The following is a 20,091-nucleotide window of genomic DNA, read 5'->3' on the forward strand; positions in this document are numbered from 1 at the left end:
AAACCTCATACAACTTCTTAAAATTTTAAATCATGAAAAAAGTCAATTTCAAAAAAACACTTTTGAGTTTATTATTATTACTAAGTTTTAGTATTGGTTTTGGTCAGAGTATACCATTGTCAAACGATGCAAAAATAAGCGTTATTACTTGCGGTCTTGGCAATGAAACATATTCTTATTTTGGTCACACAGCCATCAGGGTTGCAGATCCGGCGAATAATGTTGATGTGGTTTATAATTATGGCGCATTTGATTTCAGGACTCCAAATTTCGTAGCAAAATTTACTAAAGGAGATTTACAATATTTTGTAATTACACATTCTTTCCCAGAGTTTGTTGATGAATATAATACGGAGAAAAGAAGTGTTTTTGAGCAGGAATTACTGATTCCTCAAGATGTAAAGCAGAGGCTTTTTGATAAATTAAATGCGACTTTACTTTCTGAAGATCGTTATTATACTTATAAATTTATTGATAAAAACTGTACTTCGATGGTCGTCGATGTTATCAATTCGGTTTTAAATGAAAATGTAATTGTAAAAAAAGGAGATACTGATATAACCTATCGCTCTATTTTATTTCCTTATTTTGATGGTCACTTTTACGAAAAATTAGGAACGAGCATTATTTTCGGAACAAAAGTAGATCAGTTAGGAACAAAAATCTTTTTGCCTTTTGAATTAAAAAGCAGTTTAGATAAAACTACCTATCAAAATCATGCTTTAGTTTCAAAAAGCCAAACGATAATAAGTTTTGATAAGGAAACACCAACTTCATGGTGGAATAATATTTATTCTTATTTAATTATTCTTGCTTTTGTAGTTTTGGCCCATAATAAAATTGTAGATAAAATCTATCTTTTAATTTTATCCTTAATGGGAATCTTTTTTGTTTCTGTTGGATTTTATTCTTTCCACCACGAATTATCGATGAATTACAATATCCTTTTATTTAGCCCACTTTTGTTGGTTTTGATTTTTTTCTCAATCGCAAAAAACAAAAGATGGACTTATAGGTTTGCTGTTTTACATTTACTTTTTCTGATAATTTACGGGATATTCATGATCAATAAAGCACACTTTTTTATTGTTTTACCAATGATAATTACAAGTGGTTTTGTTTTGGTCAGAGTTGCTATTCGAAATAAAAAACGTATTCCGATTATTATCTAAACAACTATTGTCCTCTATAAAATACAATTGTTGTAATAGTTTTGAAAGTTATGCTTAAATCTAGAAAAACACTTCGGTGTTTGATGTAGTATAAATCATATTGCAGCTTTATCAAACTTTCTTCGATCGATTCTCCGTAAGAATAATTAACCTGTGCCCAACCTGTTAAACCAGGTTTTACCACATGTCTTGTTTCATAAAACGGCATTATTTTAGCGATTTCGTCAACAAAAAATGGTCGCTCAGGTCTTGGGCCTATCACAGCCATATCGCCTATTAAAACATTAAAAAACTGCGGCAGTTCATCAATTCTGGCTTTACGCATAAATTTACCAAGCGGCGTAATACGTTTATCGTTTGATGTTGCAAATGCAGCTCCGTTTACTTCAGAGTTTTCAACCATCGTTCTAAACTTATAGATTTTAAAAGCAACCCCGTTTTTGCCTATTCGCTCTTGTGTATAAAACAAACTTCCTTTGTTGCCAATAAGATTTCCGATATAAAGAAAAGGAATAATGACAAAGCAAACAAGCAAGCCAAATAAAGAGAAAATAAGCTCAATAAAACGAACCAATAACAAATACAACTTGTTATTATTGCTTCGGCTAAAAGGGAAAAAACGATAAAAATCCCTTGCAATATACTGCACAGGAATTCGCTGTGTTTTGCTTTCGTAAACTTGCGTATACTCTCTGATAATATTTCCTGATTCTAGTAAATGAAGTAATTGCTGATATAAATCGGCTGTAATACCGTCTGTGTTTTGAGAAGCTATTACAATTTCAGAAATATCATTACTCACTACAAAACTTCTCAGTTTCTCCTTTTTGATTTCTTTTACATAATGAAAATCGGTCTCGTTGTCGCAAACAGAATCTGAGTTTACGAAACCAATTATTTTATAATGCGGGTCAACATTTTCAAGTCCTAAAACCAATTCTTCGACTTGATTTTTATCGCATATTAAAACTACGTTTTGGACAAAACGATGCGAGGCCAAAAAATAATAATATAAATATCTCCAGGATAATAATGCGAAAAGAATAGCAAAATAAAAGATTAAAATTGCAATCCTGTTTTTGGGAAGTTCCGGTGATAAAACCGGCGTTAACAGGTAAACAAATACGGTTGTGGTTACAGTAAAAACCGTACTTTTAGTGGTTTGCAGCTGGTTACTTGCAACTTGCAGATTATACATTTCAAATATAGAACCAAAAATGAATATGTAGGATATTAATACAATCTCCCAATAATAGCTTTCAATTGAGAATTTGAAATATTGGAAATTTGAGATCTGGCTCAAAACATAGAGCATAGCAAGGACAAAGAAAGCATCAAAAATATGAAGTAGTACTTTCCTTTCCGATATCTCGAAATGAATTTTATTTTTTGTAAACATTGGTTATTTGGTTTTGTTTTGGGGCAAAAACTTGAACAAATGTATTACAAAAAAAATAATATAACCGATCTAATTCTCAGGATTTTTTGGATTTTTAAATTGAACCGAAAGTAAAGTCAACGCGTAAACGAATGCTGGAGCCGCTGTACGCATAGAGGCGTGGTTAATTGTAAGCAGCCAAAAAATGTAGAAAGAGAAAATATACAAATGCTGCCTATTATTAAGATAAAGTATTAATGGTGTTATAAATAGTATTAAAAGCCCCAATATACCAAAGATACCGTGCTCGCTCAACATACGTGTTATTTCATTATGAGATGCAATTTCTGCACCAAAAGTTTCTTTTCTAAACTGTTTTCCCATTCCGGCTCCTACGCCCATTACAGGATTATCCAGAAAAAGTTTTATTTCAGAATCCATGATTTCTTCACGTCCCCCTAAATTATCTTTTTTCATCCTTCCTTTTGCATCCTTATTCGCGTAACGCTTATCAATAAGTCCTCCGGTTTGTACCGATGTATAAGTCCAGATTCCCACGCCCATTAATCCCGTGAGTATAAAAATAAGGGCAAATTTACTTTTGCCTTTTGCGTTAGAAAAATAATAAAGTACAAACAACAGCAAAACGATCATTACAATTCCTGTTATAACACCTCCTCTTGAAAAAGTTACAACGCCGCGGTAACTAACAAATATTAATAAAGCTGCGTTTAAAAACGTTTCTTTTTTAGTTTTTGAAAATAGAATTACTTGTGTAAAAAAGATAAAAATTCCCAATCCTAAAACGGTTGAAACCTGATTAGGACCAAATCCTCCTGAAGTTTCAAAATTAGATTGTGTTCCGGTTACTACATCTTTTACACTTGGATTGTATAAAAACAAATAAACCGTTGTGGTTAAAATAGGCATTCCTATCGCTACCAAAATGGTTTGAAGATTATCAAAACTAATCTTCCGCTTAAACATATAAATAGAAGAAATGGCCAGACAAACCGGACCGGATAAGTTAAAAACCAAAGATTTTTTAACATCTCCATTATAATCTATTTCGGTAAAAGTCATTAAAATTCCGGGAACTAATAAAATAAGGAAAAACCAATAGATATACGCATTGGAAGAAAAATTGCTGTATCCCATTCCTAAAAACATAAAGAATACGACATTAAACTTTACATATTCGTTATTAAAATTACCTCCGGTCATTCTAAGAAACACCTCAGCACCAACCAAATAGGCTGTAACCCAAAGTACTTCGTTGTTTCTGTTTTGTGAGTTATAAACGATATAAAAACCAACTACAGGAATTAAAAGTGCATATAATTTGGATAAAAAAGGAGCAACAAAAACCGCCAAAGCAATTACTGCATGTATAATTACGATAAGTGTGTACGATAATGTTTTATTTTTCATTACTATTTTATTGGTAGGCTGAAATTAATTTGTTTATCACAACCTCTTCTGAATAATTCTCTACAACTAACTGTTTCAAATTATTGCTCATTTCTTTTCTAAATGAATCATTCTGAATCATTTTCGACAATTGTTTTTTCGTTTCAGTACTAGAAGACGGATCAAACAATAATCCGTTTACTTCATTTTTAATAACAACCGAACAATACCCGACGTTTGTAGAAACTACGGCCAAATTTGCCAATCCGTATTCTAACAATGTAACCGGAAAACCTTCTTGTGTTGATGATAACACACCTATTGTGGCTTGCGATAAAATGTGTTTAACATCATTTTTACTGCCGTACAAATGTATATCGTTTTCCAGCGAATGCAATTTTATAAAATCTTTTAAAACATCAGAATAAGCATCAAAATAATCTTTTCCTATCAAATGTAAACTCCAATCTAATTCATTCAGTTTTAATGCTAAAAATGCTTCTAAAATTAAAATATGATTTTTAGGATTTTTTAGATTTGCCAAAAATACAATCCTTTTGCCATTTATTCCCTTTAAAGTTGTTTCCGGTTTAAAAACATTTTCAGAAGCTGTAAAATTAGGGATAAAAATGACATTTGAACATTTCATGTTTTTTTTGCTCCATTCTTTCAATTGAAGATTAACCACAAAAATGGAAGAAAAAAACATTGATAAAAAGATTAAAACCCGGTTCTCTTTTTTCGTTTCCTTAGCCCTTGTTCCGTAATGATCGTGCCAAACGATTTTTACTTTTGGCAATGTCAGTTTTACTAAAACTGCTATAAAAAACGACGAACTATGCGCATGTAATATTTCTATTTTATTGGAAACAATATATTTTCGTAATCTTAAAATTGCCGAAAAATCCAAGCTTCTTTTTTTTTGCAGAAAGAGATAGGAAACATCCGGATGAATCTGATCCTTCAAACTTCCTTCTTTTCGGGTTGCAACCAAACCAGAAAAAGTTATTTTTCCGGCTAACGCATTGGCATAATTTACCGCCATTCGTTCAGCACCGCCGGCATCTAAAGAATCTATTAATTGTGCAATTCTCATTGTTTATAATAACTTTTTAATTTCGTCTTCAAAAAACTCAGTTGTATAGGTTTGTGACCATTTTGAAGCTAGTTTACTTTTGATTGCAAAAGCAGTTTCTTCATCTACCATTTTTTCTATTTGAATACTGTCGTTTTCTAAATTCATTTCGATTAAAATACCACGATTTCCAAAATCGAGCATAAACGGAACACAGGAAACTTTCGTCGCTACAGGAACACATTCCCAAAACATACCTTCTGCAATTGCTTTTGGCCAGCCTTCGCTTTTAGAAGGCAAAATAACAAAATGGCTTTTTTGATAAGCTTTTTTTATTACTTCCTGATTTTGGTTTCCCTGCAAAAAGACATGATTTTCTAATTTATTTTCCTTTATGTAAAGTTCCAGATTATTTTTTTCTACACCATCACCGTATAAATTCAAAATAACATTTCGTCCGTTTTCAATTAATCTCTGAATCAGTTTTATAGCATAAAGCGGATTTTTTCCAATGACAAGACTTCCAACAAAAACAAATTCTATTGTTATAGATAAATCACTTTTTGTTACAATTTCTTTCTCTGTTTCTGAGTAAGTTGCTGTAAAAAATGATTTTATATTTTTGGATTGATTTTCCCAACTTCCATAAACTAAAACCTGCATGTTTCGGGTTAAAAATGTATTGTTCAGAATCCATTTTTGTAAACGATATGAACGTGGCTGTTTACTATTTGGATCCCAATTTCCGGCATATTTAGTGGTTTTCTTTTTATGCGGAAAAAATATCTGAACCAAACAACCCAATAATCCTATATTTCCGGGACAACGCAAATGAATATGATCTGCATTTTTCATCGCCTTAAACAACACAAAAAGATTATAGAAATTAAAAACAAATGATTTTAAAATCTGTTTTAATGAGTTAAGATTGGTGTCTAATAATTTATAATGATTGTGAACCTTAAAAGGTATTTCGGCAATCAACAATCCTCTATCCGTTTCCCAAACAGGGCAACAAAAACTGACATCGGCATATTTTTGCCAAACGTTTAGTTCTTTAATATACGGACTATATGCAAATGCTTTTTCATCTTTGTAGATAAGCGGCGCATTCGAAACAATTAATAATTTCATTAAATATATTTTTTTGATCCGCTTTGCGAAATTACAATCGCGGGAACGCCTAATACAACCGCATTATCTGCAACTGAAGAATTGACCAAAGAACAGGCACCGACTAAAACATTATTGCCAATAGTTATTTTTCCGGCGATAACGGAATTTGCACCAATATAAATATCATCGCCTAAAACAGGAACTCCTCTTTGATCTTCGTTTCCAGAAACGCCAATCGTAACACCTTGCGAAATATTGCAATTGTTTCCGATAACAGCTTTTGCATTAATTATGATTCCGCCAAAATGACCAATATAAAAAGAATGTCCAATTTTTGCAGAAGACGGAATCGAAATTCCGGTCATAATTTCAATTGTTTTTTGCCATAATAATGTCAAAAACAAAAGCGGAATTCTAAACAGTTTCCATTTTACATTGTCATAAAAAAAATGCGCAATGCGGTGTTGAAAAACAGCCCAAAAACCTTGTGTAAAAAATACAATGGCAAAAAAATTACCTCCGTATTTTTTATATTTTTTATAATCTGAATTAATTATTTGTAGTAAAGTCATCTTCGTTTTGAGTTATTCCTTATCTAATACCGGTTTATTAAAAATCAAACTCCACCAGCCAATTGTTCTTCCCATGGCTTCGGTAAAAGCTGCTTTTTTATCACTGCCCGTAATTACATTCGTAAATCGTATTAGCGTTAGCAAAATAGTAATTGCATTCCATTTTAGACGCGATTTCACGTTTGGATTTGAATTTTTAACACGCCAAACATACCAACCGTTTCTAACGACCATTTTGCCATACAAATATTGGTTCGGTCTTCCTGATGCGGCATGAAAGTGCCCCAGTTTTGCTGCTGTATTAATATATAATTTTCCTGTTTTAGCAACTCTTAATGTAAAATCAGCATCTTCATATAATCCGTAACCTGCGAAATATTCTGAAAAAGAAAGTTTCTCAAAAACCGATTTTTTAAAAGATGAAACGCCTCCCATTAATTGTTCTACTTCATATATTTTATCTGTTGGCGGTAAAAAACTAACGCTTCTGCCGTGCGAAAATAACGGAGAAAAACCCGGAGGACAATCGCTGTCGAGATTTAGTTTTTTTCTTAATATAAAACGGCTTCCGTCTTTACGTTTCCAGCCATCAAAATAAAATTCATTTATTGTCGGGATATAATTTTCCGGAGTTTTCTCCCATTTTACTTCATTCGTAATAAAACCTCCCACGCCAAGAGCTTCAGGAAACAAATTATAAGTATCCAGCAGGTTTTTAAAATAGTCTGTTTCTAAAATGGTATCATCATCAAGAAAACAAACAATTTCCATAGTATTGTTTACCTTGTTGATACCAAAATTTCTTTGTTTGGTAAGTCCGCGATTTGCATTGTCAACCAAATAATAGTTTAAATTTTCAAATTGATTTTGACTTATAATAACTTCTGTTTCATTGTTTAATGAACCATCAATAATTAAAATCTCATCGGGATAAATGGTTTGTTTATGAACCGATTGCAATAATTTCAGCAAAGGTTCAGGACGCATATACGTACAAATGATTAGAGAAAATTTCATGCTTTATTGATTAGTTCATTTGCCCAATACAAACTTCGCTTCCATTCTTTCTGAAACTTAAAATAATATTTTATCGGGTTTTTAACAGATTGATTTCTATAGTATTTAAAGAACAAAATGGTTTTGTATCCGTTATGCTGTTCTTTGGTTTCATGCAAAAGTTTATACAATGTTATCGTTGGCGATGGTTTTGGTTTGATTTCATCATTGCTCCAAAGTAAGCTTGGTTTTGTTCTAAAGCCTCCAATTGGCGCTTTTAAATGTAATATTTCCGGAGTTGGAAAATACAAAACATCGCATCCTGAATTGCGAATCTGCATTCCAAAATCAGTGTCTTCACCAAATCCAAATTCATATCGTAAATCAAACTGAACATTTTTGACTGCTTCACTTTTAACAAAACTACATCCTGAACCAAAAGCGCTCCATTGAAATATTTCTTTGATTGTTTGCTTTTCGTTTTCCTGAAAACATCTAAACGTAACCGCTTTACATTTATATTGAGAAATCAGATCAATTGCTGATTCAATAAAATTTTCATTAAATCTAATATCGTCATCCGCAAAAAAGATCCATTCACTTTCAACCTGATCTAAAGCAACATTTCTGGCATTGCAAGCGCCCGTTTGGTTTATAAATGTGTGTTTTATTTTAAACGGCCAATTTTCAGAAACTAAATAATCAAGTTCTGATGTGCTTTGTAAATCAGGATTTTGTTCTACAATAATGACGTTTTTTGGTAAATGTGTCTGTTTTGATAAATCTACCAAAACATCATACAAATATTTTTTTCTGCCAATAGTAGGAATTAAAATATCTACGGTTTGTGAATCGATTGCTTTTGTTGAAGCGTTAACTTCAATTTTATCCAGTTTTATAGTATTGTTATTTCTGTTCTTAAAAAAGAGGCTATAAATCGATGCTAAAACAGGAAATTTGAATTCATAAACCATTAAATTTAAAAACAGCAAAAAGATCCATCTTGTTCTGTAATGTTGTTTTACAAACTTAAAGAGTGTAAAGTTTGAAGGTTTTACGGTTGCATTTATATTATTCGTTGCTAATAATTTTGGCTCAGAATAACATAATAATCCTAACGGCATGCAAACTTTGGCGATAGAACTTAAATAATAATCAAAATCTGAATCCGGTTTTATTTTGTTTTTTACTTCTAATAATACCGTTGCGTGAATAACGCCAACCAAACCGCTCATTATCCAAGTTGGATATGTTACCTTTTTATTGATTTTAATAAATGGCGATTCATCAATGTAGCCTATTTTTTTTCCTAAAAAACTGATTTCATTCGGGTTATAAGACAACATCATTTTGTTGTGATGAAAAACAGAATCTATTGCATCTAAATTCAAAAATTCCTGGTGATTTTCGTGGCACCAAATTATTTTCGACTGCGGATTTTGTATCGCCAAATCTAGTAATACAGTAGCTATAGTTGCTTTTTTATCAAAAGATAAAATCGCATTACCTTTTGAAATAACCTTTACTACTTTATTATGATTATGATATAATAGAACCAAAACTAAGCGATTAAGGATTTATAAAATTCAATATTTTTTTTGGCTAAAACCTGAATGTCGAAACATTTCTCGACCTTTTCTCTGGCTGATTTTCCTGCTTTTAAACATAATGTTTCATCGTCTAAAAACTGAATTATTCTTTGTGCGTATAAGGCGTGATCTTTAGGATCTACTAAAAAACCGTTTTCACCGTCGTCGATCATTTCGCTTGCCCAGCCCACATTTGAAGCTACAATAGGTTTTTCTAAAGCCATAGCTTCTAACCACGAAACGGGAAAAGCTTCGGCAAAAGATGGAAAAACACATACTTTTGATTCGAGAATTTTTTGTCTGATTTGGTCGTACGGAACGCCTCCAAGATATTCAACATTTTTGAATGCTTTCTCTGAGAAAAGATCCTGCATCATTTGCCATGTTGAAGAATTTCCGGAGATAATATCCGGAACATCTCTGCCTATTAAAATTAATTTGGCTTCAGGATTATTTTCTACAACTTTATTAAAAATCAACGGTAACTCCAAAAGTCCTTTTTTACGAATAAGGCTTCCAAAATATAAAATGTTCTGGCCGGTTTCATTATTTTGGTTTCCCGGTTGAAACAATTGAGAATCTATAGGATTTGGAATAATTCCGAATTTTTTATTTAAACCAAAAACAAAATTCGTTTTATCTGCTGTAAACTGGCTTACTGACAGTAATTTGTCTGCTTTTTGCAAAGCTCTTTTTTCATGAAACTTGTTTACCCATTTTACCGGACGATTGTCTAAATGACAAAAATAAGCGTCAGATCCGTTTAATCTTATGATTAGCGGACATGATTTTGGTTTTATAAAAGATGAAATTCCGGTCCAGTCAGGCGCTTCAACTAAATCTATTTCTTTATCTGAATATAGCTTATCGATGATTTTTTCAATTTTTTTTCTTGTAAAAAACCATGATAATCCTTTTACTTTTACATTTTTTATCTGTTGAATAAGTACGCCATTGTCATCAAAAAAAGTATCTTCTTTTTGACCGTATACAAGAACTCTTACTTCAACGCCCTGATCTAATAAACCAATGGCCAGATTTTTAATACTTGTCCCGAGTCCTCCTGAATTTCCTGTTTTTGCGTGCGGATATTCTGGTGTTAAAAAGGCTATTTTCATGTTTTATTTCTTAAAAAAATCTTTTAAAATTCTGGCTGTAAACATTCTTGATCCCGTATCTGTCATGTGTCCGCATGAAGAAAAATATTTATTTTCGACTACGACATTTTCATAATTATAAATTTCGGGATATGCTTTTTTTACTTTATCAAAATAATTCATACCGGTAACATTTTCGCACATTGGTGTCATCACGGCGATGAAATTAATGTTATTGGCTTTGCAAAGATTTTTAATTTCTTCGTAATATTTATTGTGAGGCAACGGATTTAAATTGACAATATTATTTTTCATATTGCCATTTTTATGTTTTTCTAACGGATAATAACCCAGATTATCTAACGCATTTGTTTTTTTATGGATTAGCGTAAAAAACGTTTCCCTGAAACCAATTTTAGTGTCATATTTAATATATCTGTAAAAGGGAATATAATACAGTTCATTAAAGTTTTCCTGAGATGAAAAATGGTCTTTAATCACTGTTGAATTATGAATATAAGGCAAAAACAAAGCTGCGATACCTTCGGCTTCGTGATCGTTAGAAAGGTTTAAATCTGCTTCGAGAATTACGTTTTTAATTTCGTATTTTCTTTCAATCATTAACTTTAACATTAATGAAGCCTCAAATAAATGTCCGCCGCTCATTCCGTAATTAAAGGCTTTTAATCCTTTGTCTTCAAACATTTGCGACACAAAATGATTATTCGCTCTTGAAGATCCCAGAATTACAACATCTAGTTTTTGAGGTTTTGAATTAAAAACGGTTTCAATTTTTCCTCTGTTTTTAGATTGCAAAAAAACAGCGGTATAAAGTCCGTCTAACGCGACGGCAATCAATATCGTAATGATTAAAACTTTAGCGGTATATATTATAAATTTCTTCATTAAAACTGAAAATATATAAATTCTTTATAATCTGAAAATGTTCCAAAAGCCATGATAGCCAATATTGCCAGCGACAATTTTAAAATGCTTCTTTTTCCTGAAAGCGGTTCTATTTGGTTTCGATTGTTCCATTCAATTAAAACAAAAACACCAATTACAAGCAATAATTCATAACTATATCGCTCATTAGCGAGATATTGAAAACTGAAATCGTGATTGGTAATAATTCGTTTTAGATACAAAACAGCATCTGTAATGGTTTTGGCCCTAAAAAATACCCAGGCAACACAGGTTAAGAAAAAGGTATATAAAATACTCATAACTACTTTTGCAGAATCAAAATCAAATTTGAGTTTAATAGCATCCATATTATTACGATTGCTGTTTGATAAAAGCAATGGCAGGAAGTAAACGGCATTTATGAATCCCCAGACGATATACGTCCAATTGGCGCCATGCCAAAATCCGCTGACAACAAAAATGATAAATGTATTTCTGATTTTCATCCAGATTCCGCCTTTGCTTCCGCCTAACGGAATGTACAAATAATCGCGAAACCATGACGACAACGAAATATGCCAACGACGCCAAAACTCTGCAATATCTCTTGAGAAATAAGGATAATTAAAGTTTCGAAGTAAATCTAACCCAAACAGTTTTGATACTCCCAATGCGATATCTGAATATCCTGAAAAGTCTCCGTAAATTTGAAATGCAAAATAAATAGCTCCCATAATTAAGGAGAAGGAATTGACAGATGTATAATTGTCAAAAATTGCATTTGCATACGTGGCGCAAGTATCTGCAATAATTACTTTTTTTACTAATCCCCAAACAATTTGATAAACTCCTTCTTTGGCAATCTGAAAATCAAATTCTCTTTTTACTTTTACCTGAGGCAATAAGTGCGTGGCTCTTTCGATTGGTCCGGCAACCAAAAGCGGAAAATAACTTACGAATAATGAATAATCTACAAAGTTATATTCGGCTTTTATTCTCTTGAAATAAATATCTATTACGTACGATAAACCGTGAAAAGTATAAAATGAAATTCCGACCGGAAGAATAACATTCAATAAAATTGGACTTGCTTTAAATCCTGCAGAGTTTAATAAATCTGAGAATGAGGCAGCAAAAAAGTTATAATATTTAAAGATTCCCAGGAAACCTAAATTGACTAAAATACTAAGCCAAAACCAAAATTTTCGACTGTTTTCTGATTTTCCTTTTTCGATTTGAATTCCGGTATAATAGTCCAGAAATGTCGAAAAAACCAATAAAAATAGGAATCTCCAATCCCAACAAGAATAAAAATAATAACTGGCAATAATTAATAAAGCATTTTGTGTGCTTTTGTTTTTATTGAAAACAAACCAATACAGGAAGAACACGATTGGCAAAAAAATAGCAAATGCTATGGAGTTAAAAAACATCTGTGATATTTATGAAATTTTAAATTTAATTTGTGCTCTCTACAATTAGTTTTAAATGATTTTCTACCATTTTCGGCAAAGAAAAGGAATTGGCAATTAATTCTCTTGTATTAATCGATATCTTTTTGTTTCCTAAGTAAATGTCCTCAAGAATGTTGGTTAAAGCCTGAGTGTTTTTTGCTTCAAATATATATCCGTTTTCCTGATTTGTAATTACTTCTGTGTTTCCGCCAACAGCTGTTGTAATTACGGGAACATTTGCCGCAAGACTTTCTAAAATCGATAAACTAAAACATTCCATGTGCGTTGGCTGCAGCATATAATCGTATTGCGAAAAAATCTCATTTAGATTGGCTTTGCTTCCTTTTAAAACAAAAACTTTCTCTAAAGAATATTGTTTAATTTTTTCCAGCAATTTTTCTTTATAAGGTCCGTCTCCGTAAACATCTATTGTAATATCTTCTTTTATTGAAGGTGAAAGCCCATTTACAGCATCTATTAAATCCTGAATTCCTTTTGATTCTCTTAAATGCGAGGCGACCAAAAAACTGGGTTTAATGTCATTTCTGGTTTCTCTAACCAAAATGCTGTCGATAATTACGCCGTTATAAATGGTTTGGGTTTTAGATTTTAAATGATTTCCAAAATCCTGCAAAATTGCATTTACGGTATAATCTGAAACGCCAACAAAAACGTCGATGTATTTTGAAAACAAAAATCCTTTTAGTCTTTTATTGATTCTCTTTTTGAAAGGATATCCGTTTAAAGGTCTCGGATTATGATCTACGGCAATAATTTTAGCTTTGGATAATTTGCTGATTTTGGAGAAAAAAGGCGTGCATAATTCTACAAAATGAGTAATAATATAACTGTATTCCGGTTTGTTTTCCTGGCAAAAAGAAAGGAAATTACTTTCCAGACTTTTTGTTGTATTGCTGTAAATATTCAAATTAGAATATTGGCCGTGGTTCGAATGATTGGGAAAAAACCAATCGATTTCGATGCCATTTTCTTTGCATTTTTTATCAAAATCCCAGAAAAAATAATCCATACCTCCTACGCGTTCAGGAAGTAATTCATACTTGCAGATGATAGCAATTTTATTCATTTTTTCTTTTTAACAAAAGGTTATTGAGGTATTTACCAATCTTAAATTCTATTTTTTGTGTATATAGTATACTAAAAACAATCATGAAAATCAGGATTAAAACGGGCGCAATAAAACTGTTTGGATAAAAATTGCCTACGATATTACGAATCCAGACTACGCCAATATATTCATGAATCAGATACAGGAAATAAGATGAAACGCCAATTTTTACTATAAACCTGTTTTCTAAAAAACGTAATTTTTCCGGATTATATATAAATCCGTAAAAAAGCAAAAACGTAATTGTAGTCACAATAAGATCAATTCTTGTGTGGGAAAAGTTTAGAATAAGAAAAACCGGCAGTAAAAGAACCGCATAAACTATGTTTATTTTATTTTTATACAACATATAAAATAATGCTCCGCAAAGAAAAAGGGCTAAGAACTGTACAAGATTGAACAAGTTTGTCAGTTTTTCAAAATATACATTTTCATTAAAATTAAGGAAAAGCAATCCGTGATAAAGGAGTACAATTGTAAAACAAACGATTAAAAAATTTCTTTTAAAATTAAATTTGTCCGTGAAATAAATGGCACTCGCCAGGAAATAAAACTGAATTTCCGGCCACAAACTCCAATAAGAATAATTGAGATAACTAAAATGATTTTTGATTCTAAAAAGCCAATCGAACAAATTAGGAGGCAAAAAAGTAAAACTTATAAGTACGTTTCTAAAATGATTGCTATCGCCAAAAGTTTTATCAAAATCAAAAAAGAACAAAAATGTAAATGTTAGTATTGAAGCAATAAACATGGAAGGAAATAAGCGAATAAATCTTTTTTTCCAGAAGGCAAAAAAACTTTGCGTGCTTTCCAGCGAATAGCAAATTACGAATCCGCTTATGATGAAGAAAAACGAAACGCCCTTAAAACCATAATGAAAATAATCTCCTCCAAAATAAGGATATTCCACATCGTTCCAACGGTAAAAATAATGGTATAAAAGAACCGAAATAATAGCAATTGCCCTAAATCCGTCTAATACTGAAATTCTTTTATCTGTTTTTTTAAGTTCTAAATCGCTGCTCATAACTCTGATAAAACGGCAGCAATTCTATTACTTGTTCCGGATAATGATTTGCTTACCTGCATTTCGATCATGCCTTTTCTTTCTGATTTTCTTTTTTCAGGATTTTGCAAAGCCTCATTAATCTGGTCAATTAATTCTTGTTTGTTTTTTGCAATCGTTACTGCGTTACTATCCACTACTTTTTTAAAGTGATCGTAATTTAAAAAGCGCTGATCGTTATATAATCCGTTTTCGATATTTCCAAAAACCGTATTAATAACCGGTTTATCAAACAACATAAAATCAAGGCTCATTGTAGAACACATGTTTACGTTAAGATCTGCAAATTCTAATAAAGCTCTTAAATCCTTGATGTCTTCATAACTTGGAATTCGCTGTGACCAGCTTTCCTGATGATTTTCTCTCGTTAAAATCCATTTGGGAACGTTCCATACAATTTCAGGAAACTCATCGCGAATCGATTTAAATCTACTATCATCTTCTGCCGGAGATGTTCGTACTAAAAGCTGAACCTGAGACGTTATTTCGTTACTCTTAATTGCCTCAGCAATCGCTTTTATAACAACGGGATCATTTGGTCCAATTGAAACATCGGCACAACTGTAGCAAATTATTTTTTTATTGGCATCTAATCCAAATTTTGCAAGAAATTCTTCTTTTGTAGATTTGTATTTATCAAGAACGTAAGGTTCAAATTGAGGCGTTCCAACAATTTGTACATTTTCATTTTTTACGTTTGGATAAAAATACAGCAACTCGTCTTTCATTAATTGGCTCCAAACCAAAAACTGATCAAAAGCGCCTAACATTCTGCCTTTTGATGCAAGATTATCCCAACTAAAAATAAAGGTGCTTGTTGGAATTTTTGACTGAATTGCAGCATATAAAAACGGTGCTAAAAACGGCGGACGCTGATGCGTAAAAAACACGTGCGACGGTTTATCGTTTTTTAGTAACGTTAAATATTCTTTTGTAATACTGTTTTTTGAAAATGATAAAAACTGTAATTTTTCTGCGAATAAAATACTTGAATTACTGTGAATTATTCTCGTGAAAAAATACAATGCTTTAATCAAAATTCCTCTTGCAGAAAAACTTTTTGGATATCCTGAAGTCAGGTTATCCTGCATTCCGTAGAATTTTTTATTTTTTTGAAGATGGGCAAGTTCTTTCCATTTTCTAAAAAACCAAGTCAGTCTGCCTTCTTTAAAAACAGGTAATTCTTTTATTTCTATGTTCGGATAATCGAAATTATTATAACAGTTTATGGGTAATCCTGAATAGATAATTATGGTTTCAAATTTTTGTACGGCTTCAGTAATAAAATCACTCATAACGAAGTTTCTAAAACCTACTCCGTCTGTAATTACTATTCCTATTTTTTTCATTTTAAATTCCAAAATAATCGTTTTATTAATTTTTTAATTCGTTTTTTGCCTTTGTTGAATACGTATTTAACATCAACTAAAAACGCGTAAATGAAACCTTTTATATATAAGATAAAATATCTTTTTTGTGCGCTAAACTTATTGTCATCAAAGCTTATCCATCTTTCCGGAAAATAATCAGAATCATCGTTATACTTTGCAAATTCGCCACGAAAGTTTTTAACGGGCCTCACAATTTTAGATTCTTTCTTTTCTCCCAACCACGCAATCCACCATGAAAATGTAGAATTGCTTATAATGAAATCATCAAATCTTGAACCTAAAGCAAGTTGCTCGATCGCAGTTAAATGTTCCAGAAAGAAACTATTTTTTAAAAATGAAAAATGATATTTACAATAATCAATATCATCACTTGTAAATACGAGATTTCTATCTTTCCAATCCGGAAAATTTTTAAGCAATGCTTTAAAATAATACGAATAGGATAATTGAAAATAATACGGATTATTTACAAAATCGCCTCTTCTGACTGATATTAGTATCGTTTTTTTTGAAAAAAGAAAATGATACTTTTCATATAAATCGTGACTAAAATCTTCAAACTGAAAAAGTGCTTTTGTTCTTTCAATATTAAAATATTTTTCTGACTGAAGCCAGCCGTCAAGATCATAATTCTCAGTTTCTAAATCCCATTCATAATGGCTGAATTTTTTTTCCTTAACTATTTTAAAGGTTTCGTCTATATAAGAAACGGGCAACTGATTTTTAAAACATTTCGAATAATTCCAGTTTGGAAAAAAATATCCATGTTTATGTTTTTCAGCAATACCAACAACAGATGCTATTTGAAATAATTGATTTCCGAGATTTCCTTTTGCTCCAAGTTTAGAAAATGTTATCATTTTATTACAGTGATAATTTCATTAAACATCTCTAAATTGTTTTTGATGATTTAGCTTCCAGATATCTTCTTTTTGCAGGCATTCCAAAAATAATTCATTACTATTTCCTTGTCCAAAATCATCTTCCACAATTTGTACTTTATGTGAATCGATTATTGAAAGCGCCTCTTTTATAGCTGTTTCTGAATAATCTGTATTGATAATATCAGCGTGAACGGCTCTGTTTTGCTGACGGGTTCCGATGTTAATAATCGGAATTCCGTAATAAGGCGCTTCACGAATTCCGGCGCTGCTATTGCCAATAATAAACTGACTGTTTTTTAAGAGCGTCAGAAAATATTCAAAGCGAAGAGACGGGAAAATCCTGAATCGGCTGTTGCCTTTTAGTTTTTCGTAAGCATCAATAATAAATTGGCTTCCTAAATCATTATTGGGAAATATAACTATATAGTTGTGATTGTCTTGCAATAAAGAAGCAACAAAAGTTTCTGCATACTTTTGCATGTCTTTAATTTCGGTTGTAACCGGATGAAACATGACAATGGCATATTCTTCAAAATCTGTTTTATAATACGCTTTTGCCGTATTTAAATCCGGCAATTGATCTGAAAACATAATATCAACATCTGGAGAACCAATTTTAAAAACTGATTCTTTAATCTCCCCCATTTGCATCAATCGTTTGGCAGCTAGTTTGTTAGACACGAAATGAATGTGACTTAATTTACTAACGCTATGACGAATTAATTCATCGACAGTTCCTGAAACTTCGCCTCCTTCTATATGAGCAACCAAAATATTATTCAGCGATCCTACAATGGCACCGGCTAACGTTTCGACCCTATCACCATGCACAACAATCATATCCGGATTGATGTCTTTGCAATAATTAGACAATCCTTCGATGGTTTTGGCCAAAGTCAAATCCATCGTGGTTTCGTGTGTATGGTTTTCGAAAGTAAAAACGTTTTTAAAATTACAGCGCTCTATTTCTATGAGCGTGTAACCGTATGTTTCCTGCAAATGCATTCCGGTAACAAATACAAAAACTTCAAATTCTGGTTGTTTTTCGAGAATAGAAATCAATGACTTTATTTTACTAAAATCAGCGCGTGTTCCAGTCAGGAAAAGAATTTTTTTTGCTGAATTATTCAAAATCAGAAAAATCTAATTGCGCATCATTTTCAATATCTCTCGAAGCTGTTTTTCCAATTAAATCATTGAAATGTTCGGCTAGTATTTTTCCGGTTCCCGGACGTTTTACCCAGATATTTTGCATGGATAATTTTTCGCCTTTTTTAATTGGAGCGATGGCACAAACTGTTGCAAAAGCAAAATCTATGGTTACTTGTTCTTCTAATGCCGGTTTCTTAGTTCCGCCGCGCATTAAAGCCATTTCTGCACTTGAAACAATTAATTCCTGGCAGGCTTTTTCGTCCATACTGCAAACAATATCCGGACCTGTGCGCTGCATGTGATCTGTAAAATGTCTTTCGAGAATACTTGCGCCAAGGGCAACTGCGCCTAAACATGCATTATTATTTAAGGTATGATCGCTTAAACCAAAAACTTTATCAGGAAAAGCTTCATGCAATTCTACCATTGCGCCAAAACGAACTAAATGAATAGGCGTTGGATATAAATTTGTGGTATGCAAAAGTGCAACAGGAATATTATGTTTGTCGAAAATAGCAACGGCTTTTTGAATACTTTCTATCGTATTCATTCCGGTACTTAAAATAACCGGTTTCCCAAAAGAAGCAATATGCTCTAATAACGGGTAATTATTGCATTCTCCTGAACCTATTTTATAGGCCGGAATATCAAATTTCTTTAATCTTTCTGCAGCTGCGCGGGAAAAAGGAGTTGATATAAAAATCATTCCTTTGCTTTCTACGTAATTTTTAAGTTCTAATTCATCAGCTTCATTAAGCGAGCAACGCTCCATGATTTCATAAATAGAAACATCGGCATTTCCGGGAATCACTTTTTTAGCGGCTCCGCTCATTTCGTCTTCAACAATATGGGTTTGATGTTTTACAACTTCTACTCCGGCTCTTTTTGCTGCGTCTACCATTTCTTTGGCAACCTGCAATGAGCCTTCGTGATTAATTCCGATTTCGGCAATAACTAAAGGAGGAAAATCCGGTCCAATTTTTCGTCCTGCAATTTCTATAAATGGTTTCATAAAGTAGGTTATGAATTAGGGTTTTATATGTTTTTGGTATAAATATTCCGCGTAATCAAAATCGTCTTGCGTATCGATATCTACGTTGGCAAAAATAGAATCTATTTTGAAAGGAAAAGCATTTTTACTAATAATTATATTTTCAAGAATCAACGTTGCTTTTGTAATATAAAGCAATCCGTTTTCGTAAAAAAGAGGCTCTAAATCCTGGCTTCGCTGACCAATTTCGTAATTGTACGGAATGAATTTCTGATCAATTATTTTTCCAAATTTCTGATGATTTCTGGAAACGGTAAATAAACTATCGTGATTTTCCTGCTGATAAACCGTAAATGCTTCCTGTAATAATTCTTTTGGACGAAGCGGATTTGTTGCTTGTAATAAAACAACATTTTCAACCTCATCAGCGATTTGTTCCAATACATTTTTTAAGGCTGAAACGGTTGGTTCCAGATCTCCGGAAATATTTTCAGGCCTGTCAATCACTTTTGCCCCATATTCTAAAGCAATCTTTTTGATGTCGTTATCATCTGTAGAAACATAAACGGCATCGATAATTTTGTTTGCTTTGGCGTATAAAATACTGTGCGCGATTAATGGAATTTCATCAAGCAGTTTTATATTTTTTTGCGGTAGTCTTTTAGATCCTCCGCGAGCCGGAATAATTGCAATAGTTTTCATTTGGCAAA

Annotated in this window: 18 protein-coding genes; 1 reads left to right on the forward strand and 17 read right to left on the reverse strand. The window is 32.1% G+C overall.

Translation table 11 applies throughout. The annotated features are described in order from the left end of the window. The first annotated feature begins 32 nt into the window (after positions 1-32). On the forward strand, positions 33-1,172 hold the full coding sequence (locus GKZ86_RS13400) for a DUF4105 domain-containing protein (RefSeq protein WP_154783616.1): 1,140 nt from the start codon (positions 33-35) through the stop codon (positions 1,170-1,172). 4 nt (positions 1,173-1,176) lie between these two features. Here the strand turns inward: GKZ86_RS13400 and GKZ86_RS13405 are convergent, their stop codons facing one another. From GKZ86_RS13405 to GKZ86_RS13485, 17 genes are all read right to left on the reverse strand, one after another. Further along, positions 1,177-2,571: an exopolysaccharide biosynthesis polyprenyl glycosylphosphotransferase gene (locus GKZ86_RS13405; protein ID WP_154783617.1), complete on the reverse strand. Its 1,395-nt coding sequence runs from the start codon at positions 2,569-2,571 to the stop codon at positions 1,177-1,179. 69 nt (positions 2,572-2,640) lie between these two features. Next, positions 2,641-3,981, reverse strand: coding sequence for an O-antigen ligase (locus GKZ86_RS13410; RefSeq protein ID WP_154783618.1), 1,341 nt, complete (start codon positions 3,979-3,981; stop codon positions 2,641-2,643). Positions 3,982-3,988: 7 nt separating this feature from the next. After that, positions 3,989-5,056 (reverse strand): glycosyltransferase family 4 protein, encoded by a 1,068-nt coding sequence (locus tag GKZ86_RS13415; RefSeq protein ID WP_154783619.1) that lies wholly within the window; start codon positions 5,054-5,056, stop codon positions 3,989-3,991. 3 nt (positions 5,057-5,059) lie between these two features. Next, on the reverse strand, positions 5,060-6,169 hold the full coding sequence (locus tag GKZ86_RS13420; RefSeq protein WP_154783620.1) for a glycosyltransferase: 1,110 nt from the start codon (positions 6,167-6,169) through the stop codon (positions 5,060-5,062). Continuing rightward, the gene (locus GKZ86_RS13425; protein ID WP_154783621.1) at positions 6,169-6,723 is read right to left on the reverse strand and encodes a serine O-acetyltransferase; all 555 of its coding nucleotides are present in this window, start codon (positions 6,721-6,723) and stop codon (positions 6,169-6,171) included. The genes GKZ86_RS13420 and GKZ86_RS13425 overlap by 1 nt, the downstream gene beginning before the upstream one ends. 12 nt (positions 6,724-6,735) lie before the next feature. Next, positions 6,736-7,740, reverse strand: a complete 1,005-nt coding sequence (locus GKZ86_RS13430) for a glycosyltransferase family 2 protein (protein ID WP_154783622.1) — start codon at positions 7,738-7,740, stop codon at positions 6,736-6,738. Next, complete coding sequence (locus GKZ86_RS13435; protein WP_154783623.1) at positions 7,737-9,278, reverse strand: glycosyltransferase family 2 protein; 1,542 nt, start codon at positions 9,276-9,278, stop codon at positions 7,737-7,739. The genes GKZ86_RS13430 and GKZ86_RS13435 overlap by 4 nt, the downstream gene beginning before the upstream one ends. Positions 9,279-9,280: 2 nt before the next feature. Further along, a complete protein-coding gene (locus GKZ86_RS13440; protein ID WP_154783624.1) occupies positions 9,281-10,426 on the reverse strand; it encodes a glycosyltransferase family 4 protein in 1,146 nt (381 codons plus the stop codon). Between the two features lie 3 nt (positions 10,427-10,429). Continuing rightward, positions 10,430-11,311, reverse strand: coding sequence for a hypothetical protein (locus GKZ86_RS13445; RefSeq protein ID WP_154783625.1), 882 nt, complete (start codon positions 11,309-11,311; stop codon positions 10,430-10,432). Further along, positions 11,311-12,744: an MBOAT family protein gene (locus GKZ86_RS13450; protein ID WP_154783626.1), complete on the reverse strand. Its 1,434-nt coding sequence runs from the start codon at positions 12,742-12,744 to the stop codon at positions 11,311-11,313. Before GKZ86_RS13450 ends, GKZ86_RS13445 begins: the two co-directional genes overlap by 1 nt. A 25-nt stretch (positions 12,745-12,769) precedes the next feature. Next, positions 12,770-13,852 (reverse strand): glycosyltransferase family 4 protein, encoded by a 1,083-nt coding sequence (locus tag GKZ86_RS13455; RefSeq protein ID WP_154783627.1) that lies wholly within the window; start codon positions 13,850-13,852, stop codon positions 12,770-12,772. Then, positions 13,845-14,924 carry an acyltransferase gene (locus GKZ86_RS13460; protein WP_154783628.1) on the reverse strand — a complete coding sequence of 360 codons (1,080 nt, stop codon included), beginning with the start codon at positions 14,922-14,924 and terminating at the stop codon, positions 13,845-13,847. The genes GKZ86_RS13455 and GKZ86_RS13460 overlap by 8 nt, the downstream gene beginning before the upstream one ends. Continuing rightward, entirely contained in the window at positions 14,921-16,312 is a 1,392-nt protein-coding gene (locus GKZ86_RS13465) for a hypothetical protein (protein ID WP_154783629.1), read from the reverse strand. The genes GKZ86_RS13460 and GKZ86_RS13465 overlap by 4 nt, the downstream gene beginning before the upstream one ends. Continuing rightward, entirely contained in the window at positions 16,309-17,214 is a 906-nt protein-coding gene (locus tag GKZ86_RS13470) for an alpha-1,2-fucosyltransferase (protein ID WP_154783630.1), read from the reverse strand. Before GKZ86_RS13470 ends, GKZ86_RS13465 begins: the two co-directional genes overlap by 4 nt. 21 nt (positions 17,215-17,235) lie before the next feature. Continuing rightward, entirely contained in the window at positions 17,236-18,369 is a 1,134-nt protein-coding gene (neuC, locus tag GKZ86_RS13475) for a UDP-N-acetylglucosamine 2-epimerase (protein WP_154783631.1), read from the reverse strand. Next, the gene (neuB, locus tag GKZ86_RS13480) at positions 18,362-19,402 is read right to left on the reverse strand and encodes an N-acetylneuraminate synthase (protein ID WP_154783632.1); all 1,041 of its coding nucleotides are present in this window, start codon (positions 19,400-19,402) and stop codon (positions 18,362-18,364) included. The genes neuC and neuB overlap by 8 nt, the downstream gene beginning before the upstream one ends. A 15-nt stretch (positions 19,403-19,417) precedes the next feature. Beyond that, on the reverse strand, positions 19,418-20,083 hold the full coding sequence (locus GKZ86_RS13485) for a cytidylyltransferase domain-containing protein (protein WP_154783633.1): 666 nt from the start codon (positions 20,081-20,083) through the stop codon (positions 19,418-19,420). Positions 20,084-20,091 lie beyond the last annotated feature (8 nt).

This window comes from Flavobacterium sp. LC2016-13, from assembly GCF_009707955.1.
Classification (GTDB): Bacteria; Bacteroidota; Bacteroidia; order Flavobacteriales; family Flavobacteriaceae; genus Flavobacterium.